Source organism: Vibrio tapetis subsp. tapetis, from assembly GCF_900233005.1.
Lineage (GTDB): Bacteria > Pseudomonadota > Gammaproteobacteria > Enterobacterales > Vibrionaceae > Vibrio > Vibrio tapetis.
Genome location: NZ_LT960611.1, coordinates 206,917 through 230,411 on the forward strand (window position 1 = coordinate 206,917; position 23,495 = coordinate 230,411).

Annotated in this window: 16 protein-coding genes; 12 read left to right on the top strand and 4 right to left on the bottom strand. The window is 44.5% G+C overall.

The window, feature by feature from the left end; translation table 11 throughout:
* The first annotated feature begins 137 nt into the window (after window positions 1–137).
* The 5 genes from VTAP4600_RS01015 to hldE all read left to right on the top strand — a co-directional run bounded on the left by VTAP4600_RS01015 (window position 138) and on the right by hldE (window position 10,182).
* Window positions 138–1,652: a CYTH and CHAD domain-containing protein gene (locus VTAP4600_RS01015; RefSeq protein WP_102521094.1), complete on the top strand. Its 1,515-nt coding sequence runs from the start codon at window positions 138–140 to the stop codon at window positions 1,650–1,652.
* Between the two features lie 790 nt (window positions 1,653–2,442).
* A complete protein-coding gene (gene ltrA / locus VTAP4600_RS01020; protein ID WP_102521018.1) occupies window positions 2,443–3,726 on the top strand; it encodes a group II intron reverse transcriptase/maturase in 1,284 nt (427 codons plus the stop codon).
* A gap of 403 nt (window positions 3,727–4,129) precedes the next feature.
* Window positions 4,130–5,734 carry a methyl-accepting chemotaxis protein gene (locus VTAP4600_RS01025; RefSeq protein WP_102521095.1) on the top strand — a complete coding sequence of 535 codons (1,605 nt, stop codon included), beginning with the start codon at window positions 4,130–4,132 and terminating at the stop codon, window positions 5,732–5,734.
* A 98-nt stretch (window positions 5,735–5,832) separates the two neighbouring features.
* A complete protein-coding gene (glnE, locus tag VTAP4600_RS01030) occupies window positions 5,833–8,688 on the top strand; it encodes a bifunctional [glutamate--ammonia ligase]-adenylyl-L-tyrosine phosphorylase/[glutamate--ammonia-ligase] adenylyltransferase (protein WP_102521096.1) in 2,856 nt (951 codons plus the stop codon).
* 63 nt (window positions 8,689–8,751) lie between these two features.
* Entirely contained in the window at window positions 8,752–10,182 is a 1,431-nt protein-coding gene (hldE, locus tag VTAP4600_RS01035) for a bifunctional D-glycero-beta-D-manno-heptose-7-phosphate kinase/D-glycero-beta-D-manno-heptose 1-phosphate adenylyltransferase HldE (RefSeq protein WP_102521097.1), read from the top strand.
* Between the two features lie 117 nt (window positions 10,183–10,299).
* On the opposite strand, the gene tolC is transcribed toward hldE, so the two are convergent.
* Window positions 10,300–11,607, bottom strand: coding sequence for an outer membrane channel protein TolC (gene tolC / locus VTAP4600_RS01040; protein WP_102521098.1), 1,308 nt, complete (start codon window positions 11,605–11,607; stop codon window positions 10,300–10,302).
* A 222-nt stretch (window positions 11,608–11,829) separates the two neighbouring features.
* Here tolC and nudF point away from each other — a divergent pair, with 222 nt between their 5' ends.
* The 6 genes from nudF (at window position 11,830) to parC (ending at window position 18,768) form a co-directional block, all read left to right on the top strand.
* On the top strand, window positions 11,830–12,462 hold the full coding sequence (gene nudF, locus VTAP4600_RS01045; RefSeq protein ID WP_102521099.1) for an ADP-ribose diphosphatase: 633 nt from the start codon (window positions 11,830–11,832) through the stop codon (window positions 12,460–12,462).
* A 35-nt stretch (window positions 12,463–12,497) separates the two neighbouring features.
* A complete protein-coding gene (locus VTAP4600_RS01050) occupies window positions 12,498–12,884 on the top strand; it encodes a DUF1249 family protein (RefSeq protein WP_231897893.1) in 387 nt (128 codons plus the stop codon).
* A gap of 43 nt (window positions 12,885–12,927) precedes the next feature.
* Entirely contained in the window at window positions 12,928–13,743 is an 816-nt protein-coding gene (gene cpdA, locus VTAP4600_RS01055; protein ID WP_102521101.1) for a 3',5'-cyclic-AMP phosphodiesterase, read from the top strand.
* 31 nt (window positions 13,744–13,774) lie between these two features.
* A complete protein-coding gene (yqiA, locus tag VTAP4600_RS01060; protein ID WP_102521102.1) occupies window positions 13,775–14,368 on the top strand; it encodes an esterase YqiA in 594 nt (197 codons plus the stop codon).
* A 239-nt stretch (window positions 14,369–14,607) separates the two neighbouring features.
* Window positions 14,608–16,488 (top strand): DNA topoisomerase IV subunit B, encoded by a 1,881-nt coding sequence (parE, locus tag VTAP4600_RS01065; RefSeq protein ID WP_102521103.1) that lies wholly within the window; start codon window positions 14,608–14,610, stop codon window positions 16,486–16,488.
* A gap of 3 nt (window positions 16,489–16,491) precedes the next feature.
* A complete protein-coding gene (parC, locus tag VTAP4600_RS01070; protein ID WP_102521104.1) occupies window positions 16,492–18,768 on the top strand; it encodes a DNA topoisomerase IV subunit A in 2,277 nt (758 codons plus the stop codon).
* Between the two features lie 110 nt (window positions 18,769–18,878).
* Here the strand turns inward: parC and degS are convergent, their stop codons facing one another.
* From degS to zapG, 3 genes are all read right to left on the bottom strand, one after another.
* Window positions 18,879–19,943 (bottom strand): outer membrane-stress sensor serine endopeptidase DegS, encoded by a 1,065-nt coding sequence (gene degS / locus VTAP4600_RS01075; protein ID WP_102521105.1) that lies wholly within the window; start codon window positions 19,941–19,943, stop codon window positions 18,879–18,881.
* 169 nt (window positions 19,944–20,112) lie between these two features.
* Window positions 20,113–21,483 (bottom strand): Do family serine endopeptidase, encoded by a 1,371-nt coding sequence (locus tag VTAP4600_RS01080; RefSeq protein WP_102521106.1) that lies wholly within the window; start codon window positions 21,481–21,483, stop codon window positions 20,113–20,115.
* A 68-nt stretch (window positions 21,484–21,551) separates the two neighbouring features.
* A complete protein-coding gene (gene zapG, locus VTAP4600_RS01085; RefSeq protein WP_102521107.1) occupies window positions 21,552–22,007 on the bottom strand; it encodes a Z-ring associated protein ZapG in 456 nt (151 codons plus the stop codon).
* 320 nt (window positions 22,008–22,327) lie between these two features.
* Between zapG and zapE the strand changes: the two genes are divergently transcribed.
* Window positions 22,328–23,431: a cell division protein ZapE gene (zapE, locus tag VTAP4600_RS01090; RefSeq protein ID WP_102521108.1), complete on the top strand. Its 1,104-nt coding sequence runs from the start codon at window positions 22,328–22,330 to the stop codon at window positions 23,429–23,431.
* Window positions 23,432–23,495 lie beyond the last annotated feature (64 nt).

Here is a 23,495-nt window from a genome sequence, read left to right on the forward strand (position 1 = left end):
GGCTATAAAGTCGCGCATGTTAACCCAATCACCCTGTCATTAAAACTGTTTTAGATCATTATTAGGGTGATAAATCCCACTTGCTCGGGTGGGGTTTAAGCCATATGCTGTCATGGTCATCCGTTAAAGGTAGAGCTATGGAAACCGAGATAGAACTGAAGTTTTTTGTTTCACCAGATTTTTCAACAAGTTTGGCAGAAAAACTAGCAAATGAAAAAGTCCTTCAGCACAGTTGCCGAGACTTAGGCAACACCTATTTTGATACCCCAGATAACTGGTTACGTCAGCATGATACGGGACTACGAATTCGTCGTTTCGATGATGTTTTTGTGCAAACAGTCAAAACCGCGGGTCGTGTCGTCGCTGGATTGCACCAACGACCAGAATACAATGCTGAGCATACTAACAATACGCCCGACCTTTCTCTCCATCCTAGCGACATTTGGCCATCAGGCAAAGACAATCAGGTACTTCAAAGTGAGCTAGTTGGCATTTTTTCTACTGATTTCACTCGTGAGCAGTGGTTAGTCAACATGACCGATGGCAGCCAGGTAGAAGTTGCTTTCGATCAAGGCCTTGTGAGCGCGAATGGAAAACAGACGGTCATATGCGAAGTTGAGCTTGAGCTTAAGTCGGGTCAAACCGATGCTTTGTTTAATTTGGCACGAGTACTATGTGCAGAAGGGGGGATTCGTCTAGGCAATTTAAGTAAAGCCGCTAGAGGTTATCGATTAGCGTATGACTACCAGGGTGACAAAGAAAAACCATTGAGCCTAGTCGATACCAATGGCACAGATAACGTAGAGTATTGTTTTATTCAGTCATTAGAGCATGCGTTAGAGCATTGGCACTACCATGAGCAAATTTACTTCGAGCGAGATTCGTTTGAAGCGCTGCATGAAATTGCCCATGCGATCTGCTTTATTCGCCAAACCCTAACCGTTTTCGGTGGTATCGTTCCAAGGCGCGCAAGCGCTATCATTCGTCAAGAACTTAAGTGGTTAGAAGAAGAGCTAACTTGGCTTAAGTCGGCCGATTATCTTGAAGAGTTAATGGACGATAAAGGGCATGTATTACGTAAGCTTGATGCGCAAAAAGAATTGGTTGAACAGCTACAAATTCAACGAGAGTCTTTGCCTGCTAGAGAAGAGCTACTAAAGCTCTTTCAATCGGCGAGATACACTAAGTTACTGTTAGATTTAAGCCGCTGGATTTTAACGCGTGGTTGGCAGCCGTTTCTTGATGAGAAAGCTCGAGATCAAATGGCGCAGAATATTCGCCCTTTTGCCGTCAAACAACTCGATCGTACTTGGGCTGAGTTAATGGAAGCATTCCCGCCTGAGCGAGAGCTTGGTCGCCAAGAATACATAGATCAAAAATATCGATTGATCCGCAATTTGTATACTGGGATCTGTTTTGCTTCGTTATTTGATGCGACGGATAGAAACAGCTTTCGCTTGCCGTGGGCCGATTTACAGCAGGGCATCGATGACTTACTGATGCTGGAGCCACTACAGAGCTTATTGGCCTCGCTTGAAGGTGATGAACAAAAGCAACTTGAAAAGTGGTTGAAACGCCAAGAGTACTCGATATTGCATGCTATGGAGCAAACTCGCTCTATGGGAATTGAAGTTGAACCTTATTGGCAATAAGCACAACCTCCTTACTCACACTAGATTAAGCCAACATAATGTTGGCTTTTTTGTTTGCCCAGCGAAGCTGGCAAACCCATTAGGCTGAAAGAAGCCTAAATCACCCTGATTGAGGGGAAGATAATCCGAATCGCAAGGGCGTTGCTGGCCAACGGCAGGGTTTGAAGGAAGCGATAGGAAGTTAACAGTACACAACGAAAGTGAACCTGATTCGGCAATTTAGGTGGGTAAGCGTGCAAAATAGCGTGAAGCCCGATACTCAATCAGACCTAGATTGTGCTTGAGGGTGGCATTGTTAACAGGGAGCCAGTGCAGTAACTGGGGAAGCCTGACACCACATCCGAGCAAACGTCGGAAGCATAAACTCAAGGCGAGAGCCAAGATCTATGTTGGTGCGAGGTGGCAGATGAATCCGTAGTAGTGAGTAAAGCTCGGCCGGTGAAGCCCAGTAATGGTGTGGAGGATAAAACTGAGCTGACCATCAGTAACACGTCTGATGGGACAACATTTTGCCAAAAGCAATCTGGTGTTGCGAAGGGATGAAGTACATTTTAAGTCTGTGATGAGCAGATGTTTTTTTTTCAGTGGTATACAAGTTGATTAGCTATCGAGGTATTCCGTCTCGGTCTTTGTGAAAGCAAAGCACTGAAGCGAGAAACCGTACAAGGGAGTAACTCTGACTCACTCTAGTAAATTGCCATTGAGCTAGAAGGCTAGAGAGTGGAGTGAAATACACCAACACTGTGAGAGAGCATTTGTCCCCACACGGCACACAATCTAAAGGAAAAAGTTGAGAGTTTACTACAGTTTATATGGTCACTTGCTCCACAAAGAGCGACTCTATAAAGGATTTAAAAAAGTGTGGAAAGCGAAAGGCGCGGCCGGAATAGATAGGCAGAGCCTAAGCGACTACGCCCAAAATCTGAGTGATAACCTAGATCAACTTCTTCTGGAACTCAAAACCAAGCGATACACCCCTCAACCCGTCAGACGGGTAGAAATACCGAAAGATGATGGTGGGGTGCGATTACTTGGGATCCCAACAGTACGGGATAGAGTTGTCCAACAAGCTCTAAATGATCTATTAACCCCAATCTTCGAAGAGCAGTTTCACCCATCCAGCTTTGGGTATAGACCGAATCGAAGTTGTCACGATGCTATAAACAAAGCGACGATGTTCATCCGTCGATACGGAATGCAACACGTCGTAGATATGGACTTATCGAAGTGCTTCGATAAGCTCGACCACGAGCTTATTCTAAAAAGCATTAAGAAACGAGTCACAGACAGTAGCGTACTGGAGCTCATCAAACAGTTCCTGAAAAGTGGCGTAATGGTTGATGGAGAGTGGCAGCATACCGAGATAGGTAGTCCGCAAGGTGGAGTAATAAGCCCACTGATAGCGAACATCTATCTGGATGCGTTTGATCAAGAGATGCGAAAGCGAGGACATCGAATAGTCCGTTATGCCGACGACATACTGATCTTCTGTCGCAGCCGTAAAGGTGCAGAAAATGCGCAAGTACAGGCAACGAAGGTCCTGGAAAAACAGCTCAAGTTAACGGTGAACGAAACCAAATCACACATAGCGCACAGCGGCGAAGGTGTGAAATTCCTTGGAATAGAAATCGGTAGCCATTATAGCCGTATTCAGCCAAAGAAAATGTCGACGTTCAAAGGAAAGTTGAAGCGAGTGACAAGACGCAATGGCGGTAAGCCATTGTTAGAAGTCATTAAACAACTGAATCCACTTCTGAGAGGGTTCAGCCAGTACTTTCGAATAGCGAATGCCAACAGGGAGTTTAAGAAACTGGCCGCGTGGTTAAGGCGAAGACTTCGCAGCGTCCAATTACGATTATGGAAAAAACCGACCCGACTCCACCGCAGGCTAAGACAGCTAGGTTACGAAGGGTCATTCAGGTATATCTGTATGGATAGTTGGAGAAATGCTGCGAGTCCATTAGCCAGTTACTCGATGCCAAATCAATGGTTTAACGACCTTGGATTAGTGAATCTTGAACACGTTAGGACAGGATATGTGTTCAGCCATTATGCTGAATGGAAATGTGCATGAGCCGTATACGAGGTCCGTACGTACGGTTCTGTGAGAGGGATGAGGCGGAGACGCCTCACCCTACTCGATATGTTCTCAAAAATTTACTTTATAGCTCACCTTGTTGATTAAAAGTTAACCGCGTCACAGTTGCTTCATGCAGATTTAAGTTCTTAGGCTTCCTGCCGCTGACTTTAGTGACAACAAATGCTAGCGAAAACATGAACAACAAGGATTGGATCACAATTAGCAAAAACAAATGGGCAAAAACGATCAGTTAGACAAAGGTGGCTAATTGATTTTGCTATCATGCCGTATTCATACGAAGCGTGAAATAAATACTAAGTACCGAGAATTGGCTTCAAAAATGGGATGCTGTGTCGTAACGCAGATCAGACAAAAACAAAATAATGGAGTGCCGTCTATGGCAAGCTTGACGTTTAGGCCTTGGGAAAGAATCATTACCGATATTAAATTGGTCCCCAAAATGGTGATGTTAATGGTGTTCAGCTCACTATTAATCATCGGTAAACAGCTTTGGGATGCGAACACATTTTATGATTCGTTGATTCTTGTCCAAAAAGACCAAGTTATGGAAGTGTCTAACGCGCAGGCCAACTTCTTCAATAACGTCATTAGAGAAAACAATGAGCAAGGGAAAGTGCTTGTTGAGCGCTCCATGTCCTCTCAAAGCCAATCAAATAGCAGTCAATATACTTACTTAGTTGAGCGTGATACGGGCAAAGTTATCGGTCACCCTAGAGCACAAAGTATGACTGATTTATCCATTCAAACGGATGCAGGCTCACGGCTTTCTGATTTACTGGGTAAAGTGCAACAACAAGGTCTCGGTTATGAGTTAACTGGCGGAGAGCGCTTTGAATATGCTAAGCAAATCGATGGGGTAAATTGGCTTGTCGTTACATCGCAAGGCACTGATACCGCTCTTGATATCTACAATGATTATTTAGTACAGATGGTATGGCAGACCATAGCTATGATAGTGATCTTCATTGTCATCTTGTTAGGTGCCGCAAAAGTCATGTTGCGTCAAACGTTGTACATTGCCGAAAGTATACAGAACCTAGCCAACAAAGATTTGTCAGAGACCATTGATATGGACTGCAAAGATGAATACGGCGATTTAGCGAGAGAGCTAGAGAAAACTCGCAGGCAATTGCATGACGTCATCGCAACCCAAGTTGCTTCGTCGCAAGAACTATTTTCGTTGACTGAAATCATGACTATTAGCATGTCTGAAACCAAAGATTCAGCGCAAGAAGAGTTCAGCGAAATAGACCAGCTTGCTACGGCGATGAGTGAAATGACAACCACGGTACAAACCGTGGCTGATCATGCACAAAGTGCGTCAAGTGTAACAGAAAGTGCATCTGAGCAAGCTGAAAAAGGCCAGCGCTTTGTAATGGACTCTGTTGGGAAAATGAATGAGCTATCCAGTGATATTTCTCAATCTGCCCAGGCCGTTAATGAAGTTGAAGAGCGTGTAGATGCTATCGGCAGTGTGGTTGGGACGATTCAAGGGATTTCTGAGCAAACTAACTTACTCGCATTGAATGCAGCCATTGAAGCAGCTCGTGCCGGAGAAGCAGGCCGAGGGTTTGCGGTTGTCGCAGATGAAGTGCGTAACCTTGCTCAGCGAACACAGCAAGCAACGGTTGAAATTCAAGACATGATTTCTCAATTGCAAAGCAGTGCGAATAGCGCGGTGGAGCTGATGGAAAAAAGCGTTGTTGAAGCGGCCGACGGTGTTGAATTGGTAACAAATGCCGGAGCCGAGCTCGGGGGTATTGTTGCTCAAGTTACTCAAATTAATGAAATGAATTTCCAAATTGCCACAGCAGCAGGACAGCAAAGTACCGTAGCAGAAGAGATGAACCAAAATCTGACTAACGTACGTGAATTGGTTGAAGCCTCTGTTGTTGTTGTCACAGAGCTGTTAGAAACATCAGAAATGATGGAGTCCAATGCGGCAGAATTAGATACTAAGATTCAATCTTTTAAAGTGTAAAAAACTCTTAAATAGATCAAACAATTGACGCCCACATAGCCTATGTGGGCGTTTTTTTATGTTACTGTTTTGTCTCGCCGCAAAGACAAGGATAGACGATGACCTTACCCGCCCCGCTAGATGCTCAATCACAACAAGCTCGAGAGCAAATAGAACATCAGTATCCCAATGTGTTTGACACATGGCCTCAAGCCAAATTAACTGAACTGGATCTCGTGTTAGGTTTAAGTGACTTCATTGCCGATTCATTGCAACGAGACGAGAAGTTGTGTCAACGCCTACCCGAAATGTTAGCGGTGCAAAACCGGTCTATTGACTATCGTGAAAAATTAAAGCGTCAGTTAGCCAAATGCGAAGACGAAGCAAGCTTGAATCGTAAGCTACGCCAATTCAGACGTAGAGAGATGTGTTATATCGCTTGGCGAGACTTTGTTGGTTCATGGTCGCTAGAAGCAAGTTTAATGCACCTGTCTGAACTGGCAGAGGCCATGATTTTCGAGAGCTATCATTGGCTTTACAAAACCTGCTGCCAAGAGTGGGGCACACCGTGTAATGCTGAAGGCGAAGCGCAGCCATTACTCGTGATCGGCATGGGTAAACTTGGCGGAGGTGAACTCAATTTCTCTTCTGATATCGATCTGATTTTTACTTACCCTGAAAATGGTGAAACTCAAGGTGTTCGCCGCACAATAGCTAACGCTCAGTTCTTTACTCGCTTAGGTCAGCGATTGATTAAATCGTTAGATCAGCCGACATTCGATGGCTTTTGCTATCGGGTAGATATGCGCTTACGTCCATTTGGCGAAAGTGGTCCTCTCGTCATGAGCTTTGCTGCACTTGAAGATTATTATCAAGAACAAGGCCGAGATTGGGAGCGGTATGCCATGGTTAAAGCTAGGGTCATGGGCAGCGAAATGTACCCTCAATATCAAGAATTGCGTCAGATGCTAAGGCCGTTTGTCTTCCGTCGCTACATGGATTTCAGTGCGCTGCACTCCTTGCGTCGAATGAAATCGATGATCACCAGCGAAGTTCGTCGTCGTGGTCTGAGCAACAATATAAAATTGGGCGCTGGTGGCATTCGCGAAGTGGAATTTATTGCTCAGGTTTTTCAACTTATTCGAGGCGGGCGTGAGCCAAGTCTAAGAGGGCGAGGGTTACTGGAAACTCTAACCGCGATCGAAGAACTCGGTCAGTTGGAAAGTACGGAAGTAGAACAATTAAGGTCGGGATACTTATTTTTACGCAAAATGGAAAACCTGATCCAAGCGTTAGCGGACAAACAAACGCAGACCTTACCCGACTCAGAAATGGATCAACAACGTTTGGCTTACGCCATGAAAGCCGAATCTTGGGGCGACCTGCTTACTCAGACTCAAGCCCATATGGAAAACATCCATCAAGTGTTTGAAGATCTTATCGGTGAGGAAGAAGAAGACGGAGACGCAATTCCGAAGCACTTTAGTGAATTGTGGGATATGGCTCATTCGACAGAAGTGATCGAACAAATCCTGGAACAAGATTTACACATTGAACAGCCCGCAGATATGGTGAATACCATTGTTCAGTTCAAAGCCGATTTAGCGAAGAAAACCTTGGGGCCACGCGGGCGTGAGGTCTTAAACCGACTAATGCCTAAAGTGTTTAACGCCCTTTATCATCATAAAGATGCGCAGTTTGGTCTGTCGAGAGTGTGTTTTTTACTAACCAATATCTCAACTCGAACCACCTATTTAGAATTGCTCGATGAACATCCGGCCGCATTAGTGCAACTTGTGCGCTTATGTACGGCTAGCCCTATGATTTCAGAGCAACTGGCTCGTTATCCAATATTACTTGATGAGTTAATCGATCCTCAGCAATTGTACAACCCGATTCCGTTGTCTGCTTATAAATCGGAACTGCGAGATTACTTAGCGCGTATTCCGCAAGATGATATGGAACAACAAATGGAAGCGCTGCGCCAATTCAAACAGATTTGTATCTTAAAAATTGCGGCGGCAGATATTGCAGGTGTGCTGCCTGTGATGAAAGTGAGCGATCATTTAACGTACCTAGCCGAAGCCATTGTCGATGCGGTTATTAGCCAAGCATGGTTGCAAGTCACTGAAAAGTTTGGTGAGCCGACTCATTTGAAAGACAGAGGAAGTAAAGGCTTTGCCGTCATTGGTTATGGCAAAGTCGGGGGGTGGGAGCTCGGATATAACTCGGATTTGGATATCGTGTTTATGCATGATTGCCCAGCCTCGGTCAATACTGACGGTAATAAAGAGATTGATGGTAGGCAGTTTTATCTGCGCTTAGCACAACGAATCATTCATATTTTTTCAACTCGTACCGCTTCGGGGATTTTGTACGAAGTGGATACTCGTTTGAGACCATCGGGTGTGTCGGGTTTGCTTGTAAGCCCAGCGGAAGCTTTTGATGAATATCAGTTGTCGGATGCTTGGACTTGGGAGCATCAAGCGCTGGTTAGGGCTCGAGCTATTTATGGTGATGCCCCTCTCATTGAGGCATTTAGTGGTACAAGGACTAAAATACTCGCCCTGACTCGAGAGGAAGCAACGCTTCAGAAAAACGTCGTTGAAATGCGCCAAAAAATGCGAGAACACCTAGGAAGCAAAAAAGCCGGCCGTTTTATGCTTAAGCAAGATGAAGGTGGTATTACCGATGTTGAATTTTTGGTGCAATACTTGGTCTTACACTTAAGCAAGACATACCCAGAGTTGATTCGATACTCTGATAATGTCCGAATCTTAGAGGTCGCGGCGCAATTAGACATATTGCCAGAGTCACAAACAAAGCAATTGATTTCGGCCTATACAACGCTTCGTGATGAAATTCATCATAGAAATTTATTAAACCAAGATGCAGACGTCGATGAAAGTCGATTCCTTGAAGAGAGGCAAGTGGTTACAAAGGCTTGGAATGCTTGGCTTGGTAAACAACAATAGTTATTTTTTGATGGTTTGGGGTTGTGTTACCATGCCCACAGATCTGATGTATTGGAGACAGTTATGAAACCCATTTTGCCTGATTACGCTCAATCTGGTGTATTGATCGTCGGCGACGTGATGCTTGATCGCTATTGGTATGGCCCAACAGGACGTATTTCCCCTGAAGCGCCAGTACCCGTGGTTAAAGTAGAAGAAAACGAAGAGCGTCCGGGTGGTGCTGCAAACGTAGCAATGAACATTGCCGCATTAGGCGGCAAAGCACACTTGGTTGGATTAACCGGTCAGGACGAACCTGCAAGAGTGCTCACCGATAAACTGTCATCACTGAAAGTGAAGTGTGATTTTGTTGAGTTGGAAGATTTCCCTACAATCACCAAGCTGCGAGTAATGAGCCGTGGTCAACAATTGATCCGCTTAGACTTTGAAGACAGCTTTAAGAATGTTGACTCTAGTTACGTCCTTACTCGTATGGAGCAAGCGCTACCAAATGTGAAATCGGTGATTTTATCGGATTACGCAAAAGGCGCATTGGAGCACGTTCAGGCGTTTATCCAGAAAGCTCGCTCGGCTAATGTGCCAGTCTTCATTGACCCGAAAGGCGCAGATTTTGAGCGCTACCGTGGTGCAACCCTATTGACGCCAAACATGGCTGAATTCGAGCTTGTTGCGGGTAAAGTTAAAGATGAAGCTGACTTGGTTGCTAAAGGTCTGGCTCTGATTGAAGAATTTGAATTTGAAGCACTGTTAGTTACACGTAGTGAGCACGGTATGACGTTGCTTCGCCGTGATCAAAAGCCATTCCACTTACCAACGCAAGCACAAGAAGTGTATGACGTAACCGGTGCGGGCGACACGGTTATCTCAGTATTGGCAGCCTCAGTTGCTGCGGGTAAGTCATTTGAAGAAGCGTGTGCTTTGGCTAATGCTGCTGCGGGTGTTGTTGTCGGTAAGCTAGGCACGTCTACGCTGTCTACCATCGAATTGGCAGAGGCGGTTCACGGAAGCCAAGATACTGACTTTGGTATTATTAGCGAAAATGCACTCATCGAAGCGGTGAAAAAAGCACGAGCTAAAGGCCAAAAAGTGGTGATGACCAATGGCTGCTTCGATATTTTGCACGCCGGTCATGTTTCTTATTTGAATCATGCGGCTGAATTAGGCGATCGCCTGATTGTTGCGGTTAATACCGATGAGTCCGTCCGCGCACTAAAAGGCCCGGGTCGTCCTGTCAATCCAACTGATCGCCGTATGGCGGTATTAGCCGGCTTAGGCGCTGTTGATTGGGTCGTACCATTTAATGAAGAAACCCCACAACGTTTAATTTCGGAAGTGCTGCCAACTTTGCTAGTCAAAGGTGGCGACTACGAACCACATGAAATTGCTGGTGGTGAAGAAGTGATCGCCGCAGGTGGTGAAGTTCGAGTTCTGAACTTTGAAGACGGTTGCTCTACGACTGAAATCATCGAAGCGATTAAAGGCGGAAAAGGCTAGAATTCGCAGCGCGAAGCCCGTCTCTGTATTCTACTCAAAAAAAACGACGCATCACGCGTCGTTTTTTATTCTTCAGTCTTTAGTACTTAGCTTTTAGTACTTAGCTTTCAGCACTTCTTAACCCGCAGCCTTAAGGCCCGCATTAATATCAAGAATATCTTGCTCGCTCAGCGTACCAACCGCTTGACGCAGTTTTAGTACACTTAAGATGTAATCGTAACGTGCGTTAGACAGGTTACGGTTCGCATCGTATAGACGGCGAGTAGAATCAAGAACATCAACGATTGTACGTGTGCCTACATCAAAACCGGCTTCTGTTGCTTCAAGTGCTGACTCTGCAGAAATTACAGATTGGTCGTAAGCACGGATAGCACCGATAGTCGCTGAGATGTTGTTGTTTTGTGCGCGCACGTCTTTTACAACGCTACGGTATACTTTCTCAAGGTCTTGGCTCGCTGCAACGTATTTTGATTCAGCTTGTTTTACTTGAGATGTGGTGTTGCCACCTGTGTATAGCGGTACGGCTAATTGAACACCGATGTTGAAATCGTTGTTAGATTGATTGGCAACAGATTCTGTTTTATCTGAATACTGGTAGCCACCTTTTAGGCTCAAAGATGGTAGGTGTCCAGAACTTGCCAGTTTGATCGAATCTTTCGCAATGTCTTGCGCAATACGTTGAGCAAGTAAGCTTAAGTTTTTCTCTTGCGCTTCTTTCACTAAGTCCGCAGACGGTGTGTCCGATTTGCTTGCAGAAAAACGCTCGGTATCTAATACGTCTAGGTTTGCGTGTTCTTGACCCGTGATTTCACGAAGTGATTCGTAACTGTTGATCAACGTGTTATCTGCAAGTACTTCAGATGCCAATACGCTGTCGTATTGTGCTTGTGCGTCATGCACATCAGTAATGGCAGAAAGACCCACTTCAAAACGTTGCTTAGTTTGCTCTAGTTGACGAGCAACGGCTGCTTTTTCAGCGCGCACGAACTCTAGGCTGTCTTGTGCACGAAGTACTTCAAAGTAAGCCTGTGAAACACGAAGGATCAAACCTTGTTGTTGCGCAGCGTAAGTTGAATCTACTTGACGGGCACTCATTTCAGCCAATTCAAGGTTTACCCAGCTGCTGCGTTGATACAACTCTTGAGTAAAGCCAACACCCGCAGAAAGAACGTTACTTTCTCTTTCTGGACGATCTGCACTAGTTCGAGCAATGTCGTAACCTGCAGTTAGGTTAATTTGTGGCAGTAAGGTACTACGAGAGCTGTTTACTGCTTCAAATGCTGCTTCGCGAGATGCTGCTGCACTAAGTAATTGAGGATCATTCTGTTTTGCTAAATTGTAGATCTCAGTGATGCTGTCAGCTGATGCTGTTGCGGACAAACCGCCAAGCGCAGCACTGATTAAAATTGGAAGCAGCTTTTTCATCTTGCTTTTCCTTTGCCTTAAATTAATAAATGACGCCACACGAGTGTAACTTATATTATTGCTCATTGTGCAAGCAATAGCGCTATTTGTCACTATATAGTCCACTCGTATAGCAAAATAACTGGTTCTCTAAATTTTTTTGCAATCATTGTCAAAAAAGTTGAGCGCTGTCATTGGTCATAGCGCTTAAGTCCTAGTATTATTTCTACTTCGGAGGGTTCTATGTGCCAGTCAGACAACAAATTCAAACAGTTTACTCATAGTGATGTGAAAATCATCTCAAAAACCATACTTTTTTCAGGTTTTTTTGAAGTGGTGAAATACACCTTTCAACATAAACTATTTGAAGGTGGTTGGAGTAGCAATGTTCAACGTGAAATGTTTGAACGTGGTCACGCAGCAGCCCTGTTACCATATGACCCGCTGACCGATCAGGTCGTCATGATTGAGCAAATTCGTGTTGGGGCATTGGAACATGATAATCCGTGGCAGCTTGAAATAGTGGCAGGTATCATCGACGAAAATGAATCGGCCGAAGACGTTGTAAAGCGTGAGGCATTTGAAGAGGCAGGTATTGCTGTTGAGCTCGTTGAGTCAATCACTAGCTATTATCCTTCTTCGGGTGGGTGTTCAGAGAAACTCGATGTATTTGTTGGTCTGGTGGATGCATCAAGCGCAACGGGCGTTCATGGCTTAGACTATGAAGATGAAGACATTAGAGTGCATGTTTTCTCCAGAACTGACGCTTATCAAATGGTCAAAGAGAGAAAAATTGAGAATGGTGCCTCAATAATGGCATTACAATGGTTAGAATTGAACCATGAAGAATTAAAATCTAGGTGGGTAAACGAGTGAAAACAAAACCATACCATGTCGATCTCGCCGAGTTGATGCGTGTGTATGAAACCAACTATGCTAAGTTGAATGCTTTGTTGCCAACCCAACCGAGTGTAGGAGATGTACGCTCCTACCAAGTAGAACAAATGGTGTACCAGATTGAAGTGTCTGAAATCACCAAATATACAACGGTAGTCGATATCTGCCAGTGTGAAGAGTTACCGATTTTTCCACTGCCTAAAATGGCCGTTCGTTTGTACCACGATGCAAGAGTTGCGGAAGTATTTGCTAGCGAGTTGATGGTTAGGGTTCAAGCTAAGTACGATTACCCTAATACTAAAATGGCACAAAAAGATGAAAAGTTTCAGCTTAATCGTTTCCTCGGTGAATGGTTAACGTTTTGTTTGCGTAAGGGCATTAGCCGTACGCCTGTTTATTAGTTGTCAGATAGAGCATTAAAGAGAATTAGTCAGGTTTTATATTTTGAGATTGGCATTAGAAGCAACGGAAAGCATTAAGCTTATACAAATAACAGATACCCATCTGTTTGAACCAGAGGATGGCTCTTTGTTGAGTGTGACTACTCTCGACAGTTTTCATGCGGTTGTCGACGCCGTTCAAGCAACTAAATTCGACTATTCCGCTATTCTCGCAACAGGTGATATCTCTCAAGACCATACCGATACTTCCTATCAGCGCTTTGCCAATGGTATAGCACCACTGAAAAAACCGTGCTTTTGGCTACCAGGTAACCACGATTACAAGCCAAGCATGCAAAGTGTTATGCCTTCTGAGCAAATCGTTGCAACTACTCATGTCTTATTGGGTGATAAATGGCAGATCATCTTACTAGATAGCCAAGTGGCCGGTGTACCATATGGTCGCTTAAGTGACGAGCAATTGACCTTGCTTGATGAAAAGTTATCAACTCACAGCGATAGACATAGCTTAGTGTTGCTGCATCATCACCCAATTTTGGTCGGAAGTGCGTGGCTTGATCAACATACCCTACAAGAGTCTGAACAATTGTGGTCGATTATTGGTAAGCACAACAATGTAAATGGCATATTGTGCGGCCATGTTCATCAAGACTTTGACGTTAAGCACCAAGGAGTGCGTGTTATCGCGACTCCATCAACGTGTGTTCAGTTTAAGCCGAATTCAGCAGACTTCGCACTTGATAATCAATCTCCAGGCTGGCGCATGCTAGAATTGTTTGCCAACGGTGAATTGAAGCTTGAAGTCGGCAGGCTAGAATCAGATAGCTTTTTACCGGACTTTACCTCCGCAGGTTATTAACTTGCCGCTACCTTTCGAGGAAAAACCGCCCGTGAATACATCAGAAAAACCATCGCTATTACTTTATATTCATGGTTTTAACAGTTCGCCTAAATCCCTTAAAGCTCAGTTAATGATTGAGTTTTGCCAACAAAATCGTCCTGATATCAAAGTGATTGTTCCTCAAGTTTCGTGCTACCCAAAGGCTGCAAGCCAACAGCTTGTCCAGTTGATAGAATCTCATATCAATGATTATAAAATAGGGCTTGTAGGGAGCTCTCTGGGCGGTTATTTGTCGACTTGGCTGAACAGTCGTTATGGATTGAAAGCGGCATTAGTCAATCCAGCAGTACGGCCTTATGAATTACTCGTTGATTATTTGGGTGAGCAAGTTAACCCTTATACCGATGAGAAGTACTTGCTTGAAACCGTGCACATGCAAGAGCTGAAAGCGTTAGATGTTACCCATTTAACTCAGCCTGACGATTTTTGGTTGTTGCAACAAGAAGGCGATGAGGTATTGGACTATCGTCAAGCGGTCGATAAATACCAGTTAAGCCGTAAAACGGTTGAACCTGAAGGCGATCATAGCTTCGTTGGTTTTGAGCGATACCCAGAACAAATCATCCAATTTTTAGAACTATAGAAACCTTGACCTCATCAACGCAATGGGTATGGGGTCATAAATTTATCCTTTAGTTTCGTCTCTCACTTGACATCACTTGGTCTGTTCCAGACTATGTCTCATCATAGTTTCGAACACTGCGTATTTGCTGCCTTTTTCTTCTATCAGGCTTATTTTCCAACAGTGTCCAGTATAAAACTTAACAATCTAGCTGCGAACGACAATTTGTGGCCCAAATCATTTGAGTATAAATCCGTATTATGGCTGAACAATATAATGCGAAAGACCTTTCGGTTCTTGAAGGTCTTGACCCAGTAAGACATCGCCCTGGCATGTACACTGAAACCGATCGCCCGAACCATCTCGCTCAAGAAGTGATTGATAACTCGGTCGATGAAGCGTTAGCAGGGCATGCAAAGAAGATAAAAGTCATTCTTCACGCTGATCAATCACTGGAAGTGATCGATGATGGGCGTGGTATGCCTGTTGATATCCACCCAGAAAAGGGGATCTCAGGTGTGGAACTTATTATGACCAAGCTGCATGCTGGTGGTAAGTTCTCTAACGATAACTATAAGTTTTCCGGTGGCTTGCACGGCGTAGGCATCTCTGTTGTGAATGCCCTATCAACGCGTGTTCAGGTAACAGTGAAGCGTAATGGCGAAGTCCATGAAATTGCCTTTGAAAGCGGTAACACGGCGTCTCCATTAACGACAACGGGTACGTGTGGTGTGAGAAACACCGGTACATCTGTTCATTTTTGGCCTGACCCTAAATACTTTGATAGTTCTAAATTTTCCGTATTGCGCTTAGTCAATAACCTGCGTGCAAAAGCGGTGCTTTGTTCTGGCTTGGAAATCACCTTCAGCGATAAAGTGAATGGCGACGAGTATAAGTGGCTTTACGAAGACGGCTTGAACGACTACCTAGCGGAAGGTGTGAAAGGTTATATCGTTCTACCTGAATCACCTTATATTGGTGAATTTGTCGCAGAAACAGAAATGGCAACGTGGGCGATCATTTGGCAGCCTGAAGGCGGTGAACTGATCACCGAGAGCTACGTAAACTTAGTACCAACCAAACAAGGTGGTACGCATGTGAACGGTTTGCGCCAAGGTTTGCTTGATGCCATGCGCGAATTCTGTGAGTTCCGTAACTTGTTACCTCGTGGAGTTAAGCTCACGGGGGACGATGTATTTGATCGTTGTTCTTATGTATTGTCGGTCAAAATGCAAGAGCCACAGTTTGCAGGGCAAACCAAAGAACGTTTGTCTTCTCGTCAGTGTGCAGCTTTTGTTTCTGGTGTGGTTAAAGATGCCTTTAGCTTGTGGTTGAATGAAAAGCCACAGCTAGCTGAATTGTTAGCTGAATTGTGTATTGCCAATGCGCATCGCCGTATGCGAGCAAGCAAAAAAGTGGTTCGTAAAAAAATCGCTTCTGGCCCGGCATTACCGGGTAAGCTGACCGATTGTTCAGTACAAGATTTAAACCGTACCGAAATTTTCTTTGTGGAGGGTGACTCGGCAGGCGGTTCTGCGAAACAAGCTCGTGATCGAGAATTCCAAGCAGTAATGCCTCTACGTGGTAAAATTCTGAATACTTGGGAAGTGTCTGCTGATCAAGTCTTGGCCTCTCAAGAGGTACATGATATCTCAGTCGCTTTGGGTATTGACCCTGACAGCGATAATCTAGAAAGCTTACGTTACGGTAAGATCTGTATCCTTGCGGATGCGGATTCCGATGGTCTTCACATTGCGACCTTACTTTGCGCTTTATTTACGCGTCATTTCCGTTCTTTGGTTGAAGCGGGTCATATTTATGTGGCGATGCCTCCTCTATTTAGAATCGATTGCGGCAAAGAAGTGTTCTACGCCTTGGACGAAGATGAAAAAGATGGCGTTTTAGAAAGATTAAGTAAGAAAAAAGCCAAGATAAACGTTCAGCGATTTAAAGGACTGGGTGAGATGAACCCACTTCAATTGCGTGAAACCACCATGGATCCAAATACTCGTCGTTTAGTGCAACTTACGATTGATGATAATGCGGAAACCGATGAAATGATGGATATGCTGCTAGGTAAAAAGCGCGCCGATGATCGACGCACTTGGTTACAAAGCAAAGGCGACTTGGCAGAGGTTTAATAGATGTCTACTGAAATTACATTTGATGGCGTTGAACAGCAGCCAATGCGCAAGTTCACCGAAGACGCTTATCTCAATTACTCCATGTATGTAATCATGGATCGCGCGTTGCCTTATATTGGTGACGGCTTAAAACCAGTACAGCGCCGTATCATTTACGCGATGTCAGAGTTAGGCTTATCAGCCGCGTCAAAATATAAAAAATCCGCTCGTACCGTTGGTGATGTACTGGGTAAGTACCATCCACATGGTGACTCTGCGTGTTACGAAGCCATGGTGTTAATGGCTCAGCCGTTCTCTTACCGTTACCCATTAGTGGATGGGCAAGGTAACTGGGGGGCGCCAGATGACCCTAAGTCTTTCGCAGCAATGCGTTATACCGAAGCGAAACTGTCTAAATTTGCTGAAGTTCTACTGGGTGAATTAGGCCAAGGCACAGTTGAGTGGCAACCAAACTTTGATGGCACAATGAAAGAGCCACAAATGTTGCCTGCTCGCTTACCTCATATCCTGTTGAATGGCATTACAGGTATTGCGGTTGGTATGGCGACAGATATTCCTCCGCATAATGTGCGTGAAATTGCCAAAGCAACCGTTCACTTGATCGATAACCCTAAAGCTGAACTAAGCGACATTATGAGCTTTATTCAAGGGCCGGATTATCCAACAGAAGCGGAAATTATTTCTCCTTCTTCTGATATCGAAAAAATTTACCGCACCGGTAAAGGCAGCATTAAAATGCGTGCGGTATGGCACAAAGAAGGCAGCGATATTGTCCTGACTGCTTTGCCACACCAAGTATCGGGCTCTAAGTTATTAGAGCAAATCGCCGCTCAAATGCGAGCGAAGAAATTACCAATGGTCGACGATCTTCGTGATGAAGGCGATCATGAAAACCCGACTCGTATCGTGATTGTGCCGCGTTCTAATCGTATTGATTGCGATCAGTTGATGAACCACTTATTTGCCTCAACCGACTTAGAAAAGAACTTCCGCGTTAACTTGAATATGATTGGCCTAGACAATCGCCCTCAAGTTAAAGGGCTAGTCAAAATCATTTCTGAGTGGATTGAGTTCCGCCGAACGACAGTACGCCGTCGCTTGCAGTATCGATTAGATAAAATTCTTGCTCGTTTACACATCTTAGAAGGTTTGTTGGTTGCTTATCTCAATATTGACGAAGTCATTGAGATAATCCGCACTGAAGATGAACCTAAAGGTGTCTTGATGCAGCGCTTTGGTATCAGTGATATCCAAGCAGATGCCATTTTAGACATTAAACTGCGTAACTTAGCTAAGTTAGAAGAGTTTAAGATCCGTGGTGAGCAAGAAGAACTAGAGAAAGAGCGCGATAAACTGCAATTGCTTCTTGGCTCTGAGCGCCGTATGAATACGCTGCTTAAGAAAGAAATTGAAGCGGATGCTGAAAAATACGGTGATGACCGTCGCTCTCCTATTATTGAGCGTGCAGAAGCAAAAGCAATGACTGAACGCGATTTAATCCCAAGTGAAACAATCACCGTTGTTTTATCGGAGAAGGGTTGGATACGTCACGCGAAAGGCCATGATGTTGATGCCTCCACCTTGAACTTTAAATCTGGTGATAACTACCTTGCGCATGCAAGAGGTAAGAGTAACCAGCAAGCGGTGTTCTTAGGCAGCGATGGCCGCAGTTACTCGTTGGAGTCACATTCACTGCCATCTGCACGAAGCCAAGGTGAGCCAATTACAGGCCGCTTGAACATCAGTCAGGGTACTTCGGTGACTCAGGTGATCATGGGTGAAGATGAGCAATTGTGGCTAGTGGGTTCTGATGCGGGTTATGGCTTTGTTTGTAAAGGCAGTGACTTGTTGTCGAAAAACCGCAGTGGTAAAGCTCTGGTTAACTTACCAGCAAGCTCTGAGTTAATGGCGCCAAGTGCGATTAATAACTTAGACAATGATGAGATTTTAGCAATCACGAATCAAGGTCGAATGTTGATGTTCCCGATGAAAGATTTACCACAATTGGGTAAAGGTAAGGGCAACAAAATCATTAATATTCCATCGGCTAAGTCAAAAGCTCGTGAAGAGATGGTGTCGCATTTGATTTCCATCCCGCAAGGCGCAACAATCACTCTTTATGCCGGTAAACGTAAGCTCGGTTTGAAACCCGCAGACCTAGAGAACTTCCGTGGTGAGCGTGGTCGTCGTGGTGGTTTACTGCCAAGAGGATTGCAACGAGTTACGCGCATTGAAATTGATTCTGACGAGTCCGATATAGAAGACGTTCAAGAGTAAGTTTCTATAACGTTAACGTCTAGAACGAAAAAATCCCCGGCTTTCCGCTGGGGATTTTTATATTTGGCTAGAGGCTAGAGGCTAGAGGCTAGAGGCTAGAGGCTAGAGGCTTATCCTTTTGGATCATCGCCAACCGTGACTTGCAGCCTTTGTTCTTCCCCTTTTCTTAAGACTAACATGCTGACTTCGGTGCCGGGTCTTAGGCCTGCGACAATTTCCAATACACTGTCTCGTCCTTTTACTTTTTCATCGTCAATCATCAAGATGACATCTTGTTTTTGGAATCCAGCTAGCGCTGCAGGCCCTGTTGGGTCTATCCCCATGACGATAATGCCACCCACGTAGTCACCCCCTAACAACCGTGAAGACACGGCGTTAATATCTTGGCCATCAATACCAATATAACCGCGAATGACACGACCATCAGCAATGATTTTTTCCATGATGGTGTTCGCTAAAGAGTAGGGAATGGCGAATGAAATCCCGTAGGTTTCAAAATCGGTCGCTTGTTGAAAAGACGCGGTATTGATACCCACCAGTTCACCACTGGTATTAACCAATGCGCCACCAGAATTACCTTGGTTGATTGCTGCATCAGTTTGAATGAAAGCTTGGCGACCATCTGCACTAATGGAGGAGCGGCCAGTGGCAGAAATGATACCAAAGGTCGTTGTTTGACCTAAATTATAAGGATTACCAATCGCCAAGACGACATCGCCGACTTTCGCTTGATAGTCTGGATTCAATGGGATAACAGGCAGGTTTTCTATTTCTACTTTGAGTATAGCGAGGTCAGTTCTACGATCCTTACCGATCAATGTGGCAGCAGAGTAACGGCCATCTTGCAGGGCAACGATAATTTGATCTGACTGGGCAATAACATGGTAGTTGGTAATGATGTAGCCTTTATTACTGACAATGACACCAGAACCTAAGCCTTGCGTTTTTAATTGAAGCTTATCTTCTTCTACGTACTGTCGGCTATAAATGTTGACCACAGCAGGTCCGGCACGCCTAACTGCGTGGCTAAATGATAGCAGCAGATCGCCAATGGTCTCTTCAATTAGAGGTTTCGGTAGGTTGATAACGGAACTACGAAGTGATGGTACGGCTACCAGTAGTATGATGGCAGTCGCCAAGCCCATTAATATTGAGCGCAGAAGTGCTTTTCCCATAGTACCCTCTCATCGATACTGCATAGAACCTCAGTTCGACTCGAATCATTATTAAAAATTGAAGCGATTACAAACATGTAGACCCAAAGAATAGCACTGCTTTTAGATGAAAGAAAAGGGAACTTACATCAAGTTCCCTTTATCAATGCTTACGCGTTATCTCATTAGGTTATCTAACGACTAAATAGATAGTGCGATCACCACGTTGAATATTGAGCGCTAACACACTTGGCTTGCTTTCTAATAAGCTGCGTAGTTCAGCAAGGTTTTTCACTCTCGTGCGGTTTACGCCGAGGATAATATCGCCTGCTTGCAATTGGTAAGCTTCAGCAGGGGAACCTTTTGCTACTTGGGTAACCTTAACCCCTTTCTTTGAATCACTGGCATCAGTGTTGACAAGTTCAGCACCAGTCAGCCCTTCGTGAAGTTTATCCGCTTTAGTTTTCGCGTCGCTGGCTTCTTGTAAAGTAACATCAAACGACTTAGATTTGCCGTCTCGTATTACCCCGAGTTTCACTGTTTTCCCTGCGCCTAGAGAGGCGATTTTAGCTCTCAGTTCACCAAAGGTCGCGATGTTTTTATCGTTGATGGATACAATGATGTCACCCGCTAGAATGCCCGCTTTATCAGCCGCACTGTCTTGCAAAACTTGGCTGACAAACGCGCCTTTACTTGAATCATAACCTAAGGCTTCGGCAAGCTCTGAGGTTATTTCACCACCTTGAACGCCTAGCATCCCGCGCTTAACTTGGCCGAACTCCAAGATTTGGTCAGTGATGTTTTTCATCATATTGGTAGGGATGGCGAATCCAATGCCAACATTGCCACCGTTAGGGCCAAGAATGGCGGTGTTGATGCCTATTAGTTCTCCGTTAAGGTTCACTAAGGCGCCACCTGAATTACCACTGTTAATTGCCGCATCGGTTTGAATGAAGTTTTCAAAGTTTTCTAGATTAAGGCCACTGCGTCCTAGTGCTGACACAATGCCGGAAGTGACGGTCTGGCCAAGTCCAAATGGATTGCCTATCGCTACGGAAAAGTCACCGACGCGCAGCTTATCGGAATCGGCTAACTTAATTTGAGTGAGGTTTTTGACCTTTTTACTTAGCTTTAAGAGTGCGATATCAGACATTTCGTCGCCACCGATGAGCTCTGCATCGTATTCACGGCCATCACTAAGTTGGACGCGTATCTCATCGGCTCCCTTAATGACGTGATAGTTGGTCACTATTTGACCTTGTTTGGCATTGACGATTACGCCAGAACCTAAGCCTCGAAAAGGCCTCTCTTGCAGTTGTTCGGTAGGGAACTCTGGACCAAAGAAAAATTGGAAGGCTTCTGGAATGCGCTGATTAGATACTTGTTTGCCTTCGACAGCAATACTAACTACGGCAGGGGTAACAAGCTCTAGCATTGGAGCAAGGCTTGGTAATTGTTCGCCACTGACAGCAACAGGCAGTGCTGCACTTGCAGGCAGTGGCGTGATGATTGAACTTAAGCTTAAAGTTAAAGCTGACAAAACAAGCAAAGGTTTTTTCATCATAAGACTCCTCTCTAATAGGTGAGAATTATGACCAAGCTGGTTAAATAAAGTTCAATCAATGTTGTTTACGCAGACTTTTTCTCATCCATGGAAGGTGGCGTTTCGATGATTTCTTTCTCGTCATCTTTTAGCAACCCAGTGGCGCCGTTGGCGTAATCCTTTGGTTGAGAATTTGAGTCATCGTTTGATTGTGTATCAAGCTGTGGCTCAGGGTTTTGCTGAGTTATCTTCTTCACAAATGGATTATCTTGTTCTGGTATATTTGGCAAAAGCTCACTCGAGGTCTTTGCCATGTGTTGATATAGCTTAGTGTAATCTTTACCAAGGATATCCAACATTTCAGCCGTTTGGGAAAAGTGGTCGGTGAGTTCTTGGCGTTGTTGCTCCAACTCAAATTTAGCGCCATCCAGCTCTTTTTGAACCAGTTTTTGCTTATTGTATTCCGGTGTCATAAAGCGAGAAATTGCAAAACCAATGATAAGACCGATAACCAGTCCAATTAAGGCGTACATCCAAGGCATAAAAGCTCCTTTGTCGTTGTTGTCACTTTTAGGGTGGGAGGCATAAGTCAATATTTGGTGCGTTAAGCGGTGACACTATTGGTTATTATTTTTACCAATTACCGACCATAGAATGTTACTACACTGTTACATGTAAGCACGATCATGGTACTATGACTCGATACTCCGATAAAGAAAAAAGCACGTCAGAATAGTAATAAGATGTGCCAGAAATTTTTGACTAACTGAATATAATTTCTCTATGTTTGATAATTACGCCGCTTGACTTATGTGGCGGATTTTACGTAAGCATGGACTGCTTTAAGGTATAAACCCCTACCATGACCCCAAAACAGAAGTATTTGCAAGATATTGAACTTAATGGATTTAGTGTCGACGCAGCTCAGACAGAAGCCGTCGAATGCTTGGAGCAGTTATATCACGAGTTTGTCGAGTATCAACAAATGCCAGAGCCTCAGCAAGGCCGTTTAGCGCGTTGGTTAGGGAAGAAACCACAGATAAAAGAACAACCCCAAGGCGTGTATTTTTGGGGCGGCGTCGGGCGCGGTAAAACCTACTTGATGGATACCTTCTTTGATGCCGTGCAAAGCCCTAGAAAAATGAGAGTGCATTTTCATCGCTTTATGTACCGAGTCCATGATGAGTTAAAGGGGCTGCAAGATGTCAGCGATCCTTTAGAAAAAGTCGCGGATAACTTTAAAGCAGAAGCGGATCTTATTTGCTTCGATGAGTTTTATGTCTCAGATATAACCGATGCAATGATTTTGGCCACTTTGCTGCAAGCGCTGTTTGCACGAAACATGGTGTTGGTCGCTACCTCAAATATCCCACCGCAAGACCTTTATAAAAATGGCCTACAGCGTGCTCGTTTTATGCCAGCAATCGAACTTATTCAAAAGAACTGTAAAATACTTAATGTTGATAGCGGGGTCGATTATCGACTGCGTACCCTCGAGCAAGCCGAGATTTATCATTATCCGTTGGATGAAGAGGCCGATCGAAACTTAAGTCTTTACTATCAGCAGTTGGTTGGTAACGGACACGTTCAGGTTTCTAATATTGAAGTGAATCACCGCAAGTTGGAGGTCATTAATAGTCACGATGATGTCTTGTTTGCTAGCTTTGCTCAGCTTTGCGAAACCATGCGTAGTCAGAATGACTATATTGAGCTGTCTCGTGTTTATCATACCGTTTTGCTTGCTGACGTAAAAACGATGCAAAGGGAGAGCGATGACGCCGCTAGACGCTTTATTGCCTTGGTTGATGAGTTTTATGAGCGCAATGTAAAGCTGATTATTTCGGCGGAAGTGGCATTAGAATCACTTTACTTAGGTGGGCACTTAGCGTTTGAATTTAAGCGCTGTCAATCACGCCTTATTGAAATGCAGAGCCATGAATATTTGGCGAGAGAGCACTTAGCTTAGCGCAAATGTTACCTTTCTTGGATTGCTTACTAAAATACGAGTGAAAAAATTGACTTTTTTGCTC

Bases quoted from the DNA above. Each gene is read 5' to 3' on its own strand.
- VTAP4600_RS01080 (WP_102521106.1), bottom strand. From the start codon at position 21,483: ATGAAAAAACCTTTGCTTGTTTTGTCAGCTTTAACTTTAAGCTTAAGT.
- tolC (WP_102521098.1), bottom strand. From the start codon at position 11,607: ATGAAAAAGCTGCTTCCAATTTTAATCAGTGCTGCGCTTGGCGGTTTG.
- parE (WP_102521103.1), top strand. From the start codon at position 14,608: ATGGCTGAACAATATAATGCGAAAGACCTTTCGGTTCTTGAAGGTCTT.
- hldE (WP_102521097.1), top strand. From the start codon at position 8,752: ATGAAACCCATTTTGCCTGATTACGCTCAATCTGGTGTATTGATCGTC.
- nudF (WP_102521099.1), top strand. From the start codon at position 11,830: ATGTGCCAGTCAGACAACAAATTCAAACAGTTTACTCATAGTGATGTG.
- degS (WP_102521105.1), bottom strand. From the start codon at position 19,943: ATGGGAAAAGCACTTCTGCGCTCAATATTAATGGGCTTGGCGACTGCC.
- VTAP4600_RS01015 (WP_102521094.1), top strand. From the start codon at position 138: ATGGAAACCGAGATAGAACTGAAGTTTTTTGTTTCACCAGATTTTTCA.
- glnE (WP_102521096.1), top strand. From the start codon at position 5,833: ATGACCTTACCCGCCCCGCTAGATGCTCAATCACAACAAGCTCGAGAG.
- zapG (WP_102521107.1), bottom strand. From the start codon at position 22,007: ATGCCTTGGATGTACGCCTTAATTGGACTGGTTATCGGTCTTATCATT.
- zapE (WP_102521108.1), top strand. From the start codon at position 22,328: ATGACCCCAAAACAGAAGTATTTGCAAGATATTGAACTTAATGGATTT.
- VTAP4600_RS01025 (WP_102521095.1), top strand. From the start codon at position 4,130: ATGGCAAGCTTGACGTTTAGGCCTTGGGAAAGAATCATTACCGATATT.
- parC (WP_102521104.1), top strand. From the start codon at position 16,492: ATGTCTACTGAAATTACATTTGATGGCGTTGAACAGCAGCCAATGCGC.
- VTAP4600_RS01050 (WP_231897893.1), top strand. From the start codon at position 12,498: ATGCGTGTGTATGAAACCAACTATGCTAAGTTGAATGCTTTGTTGCCA.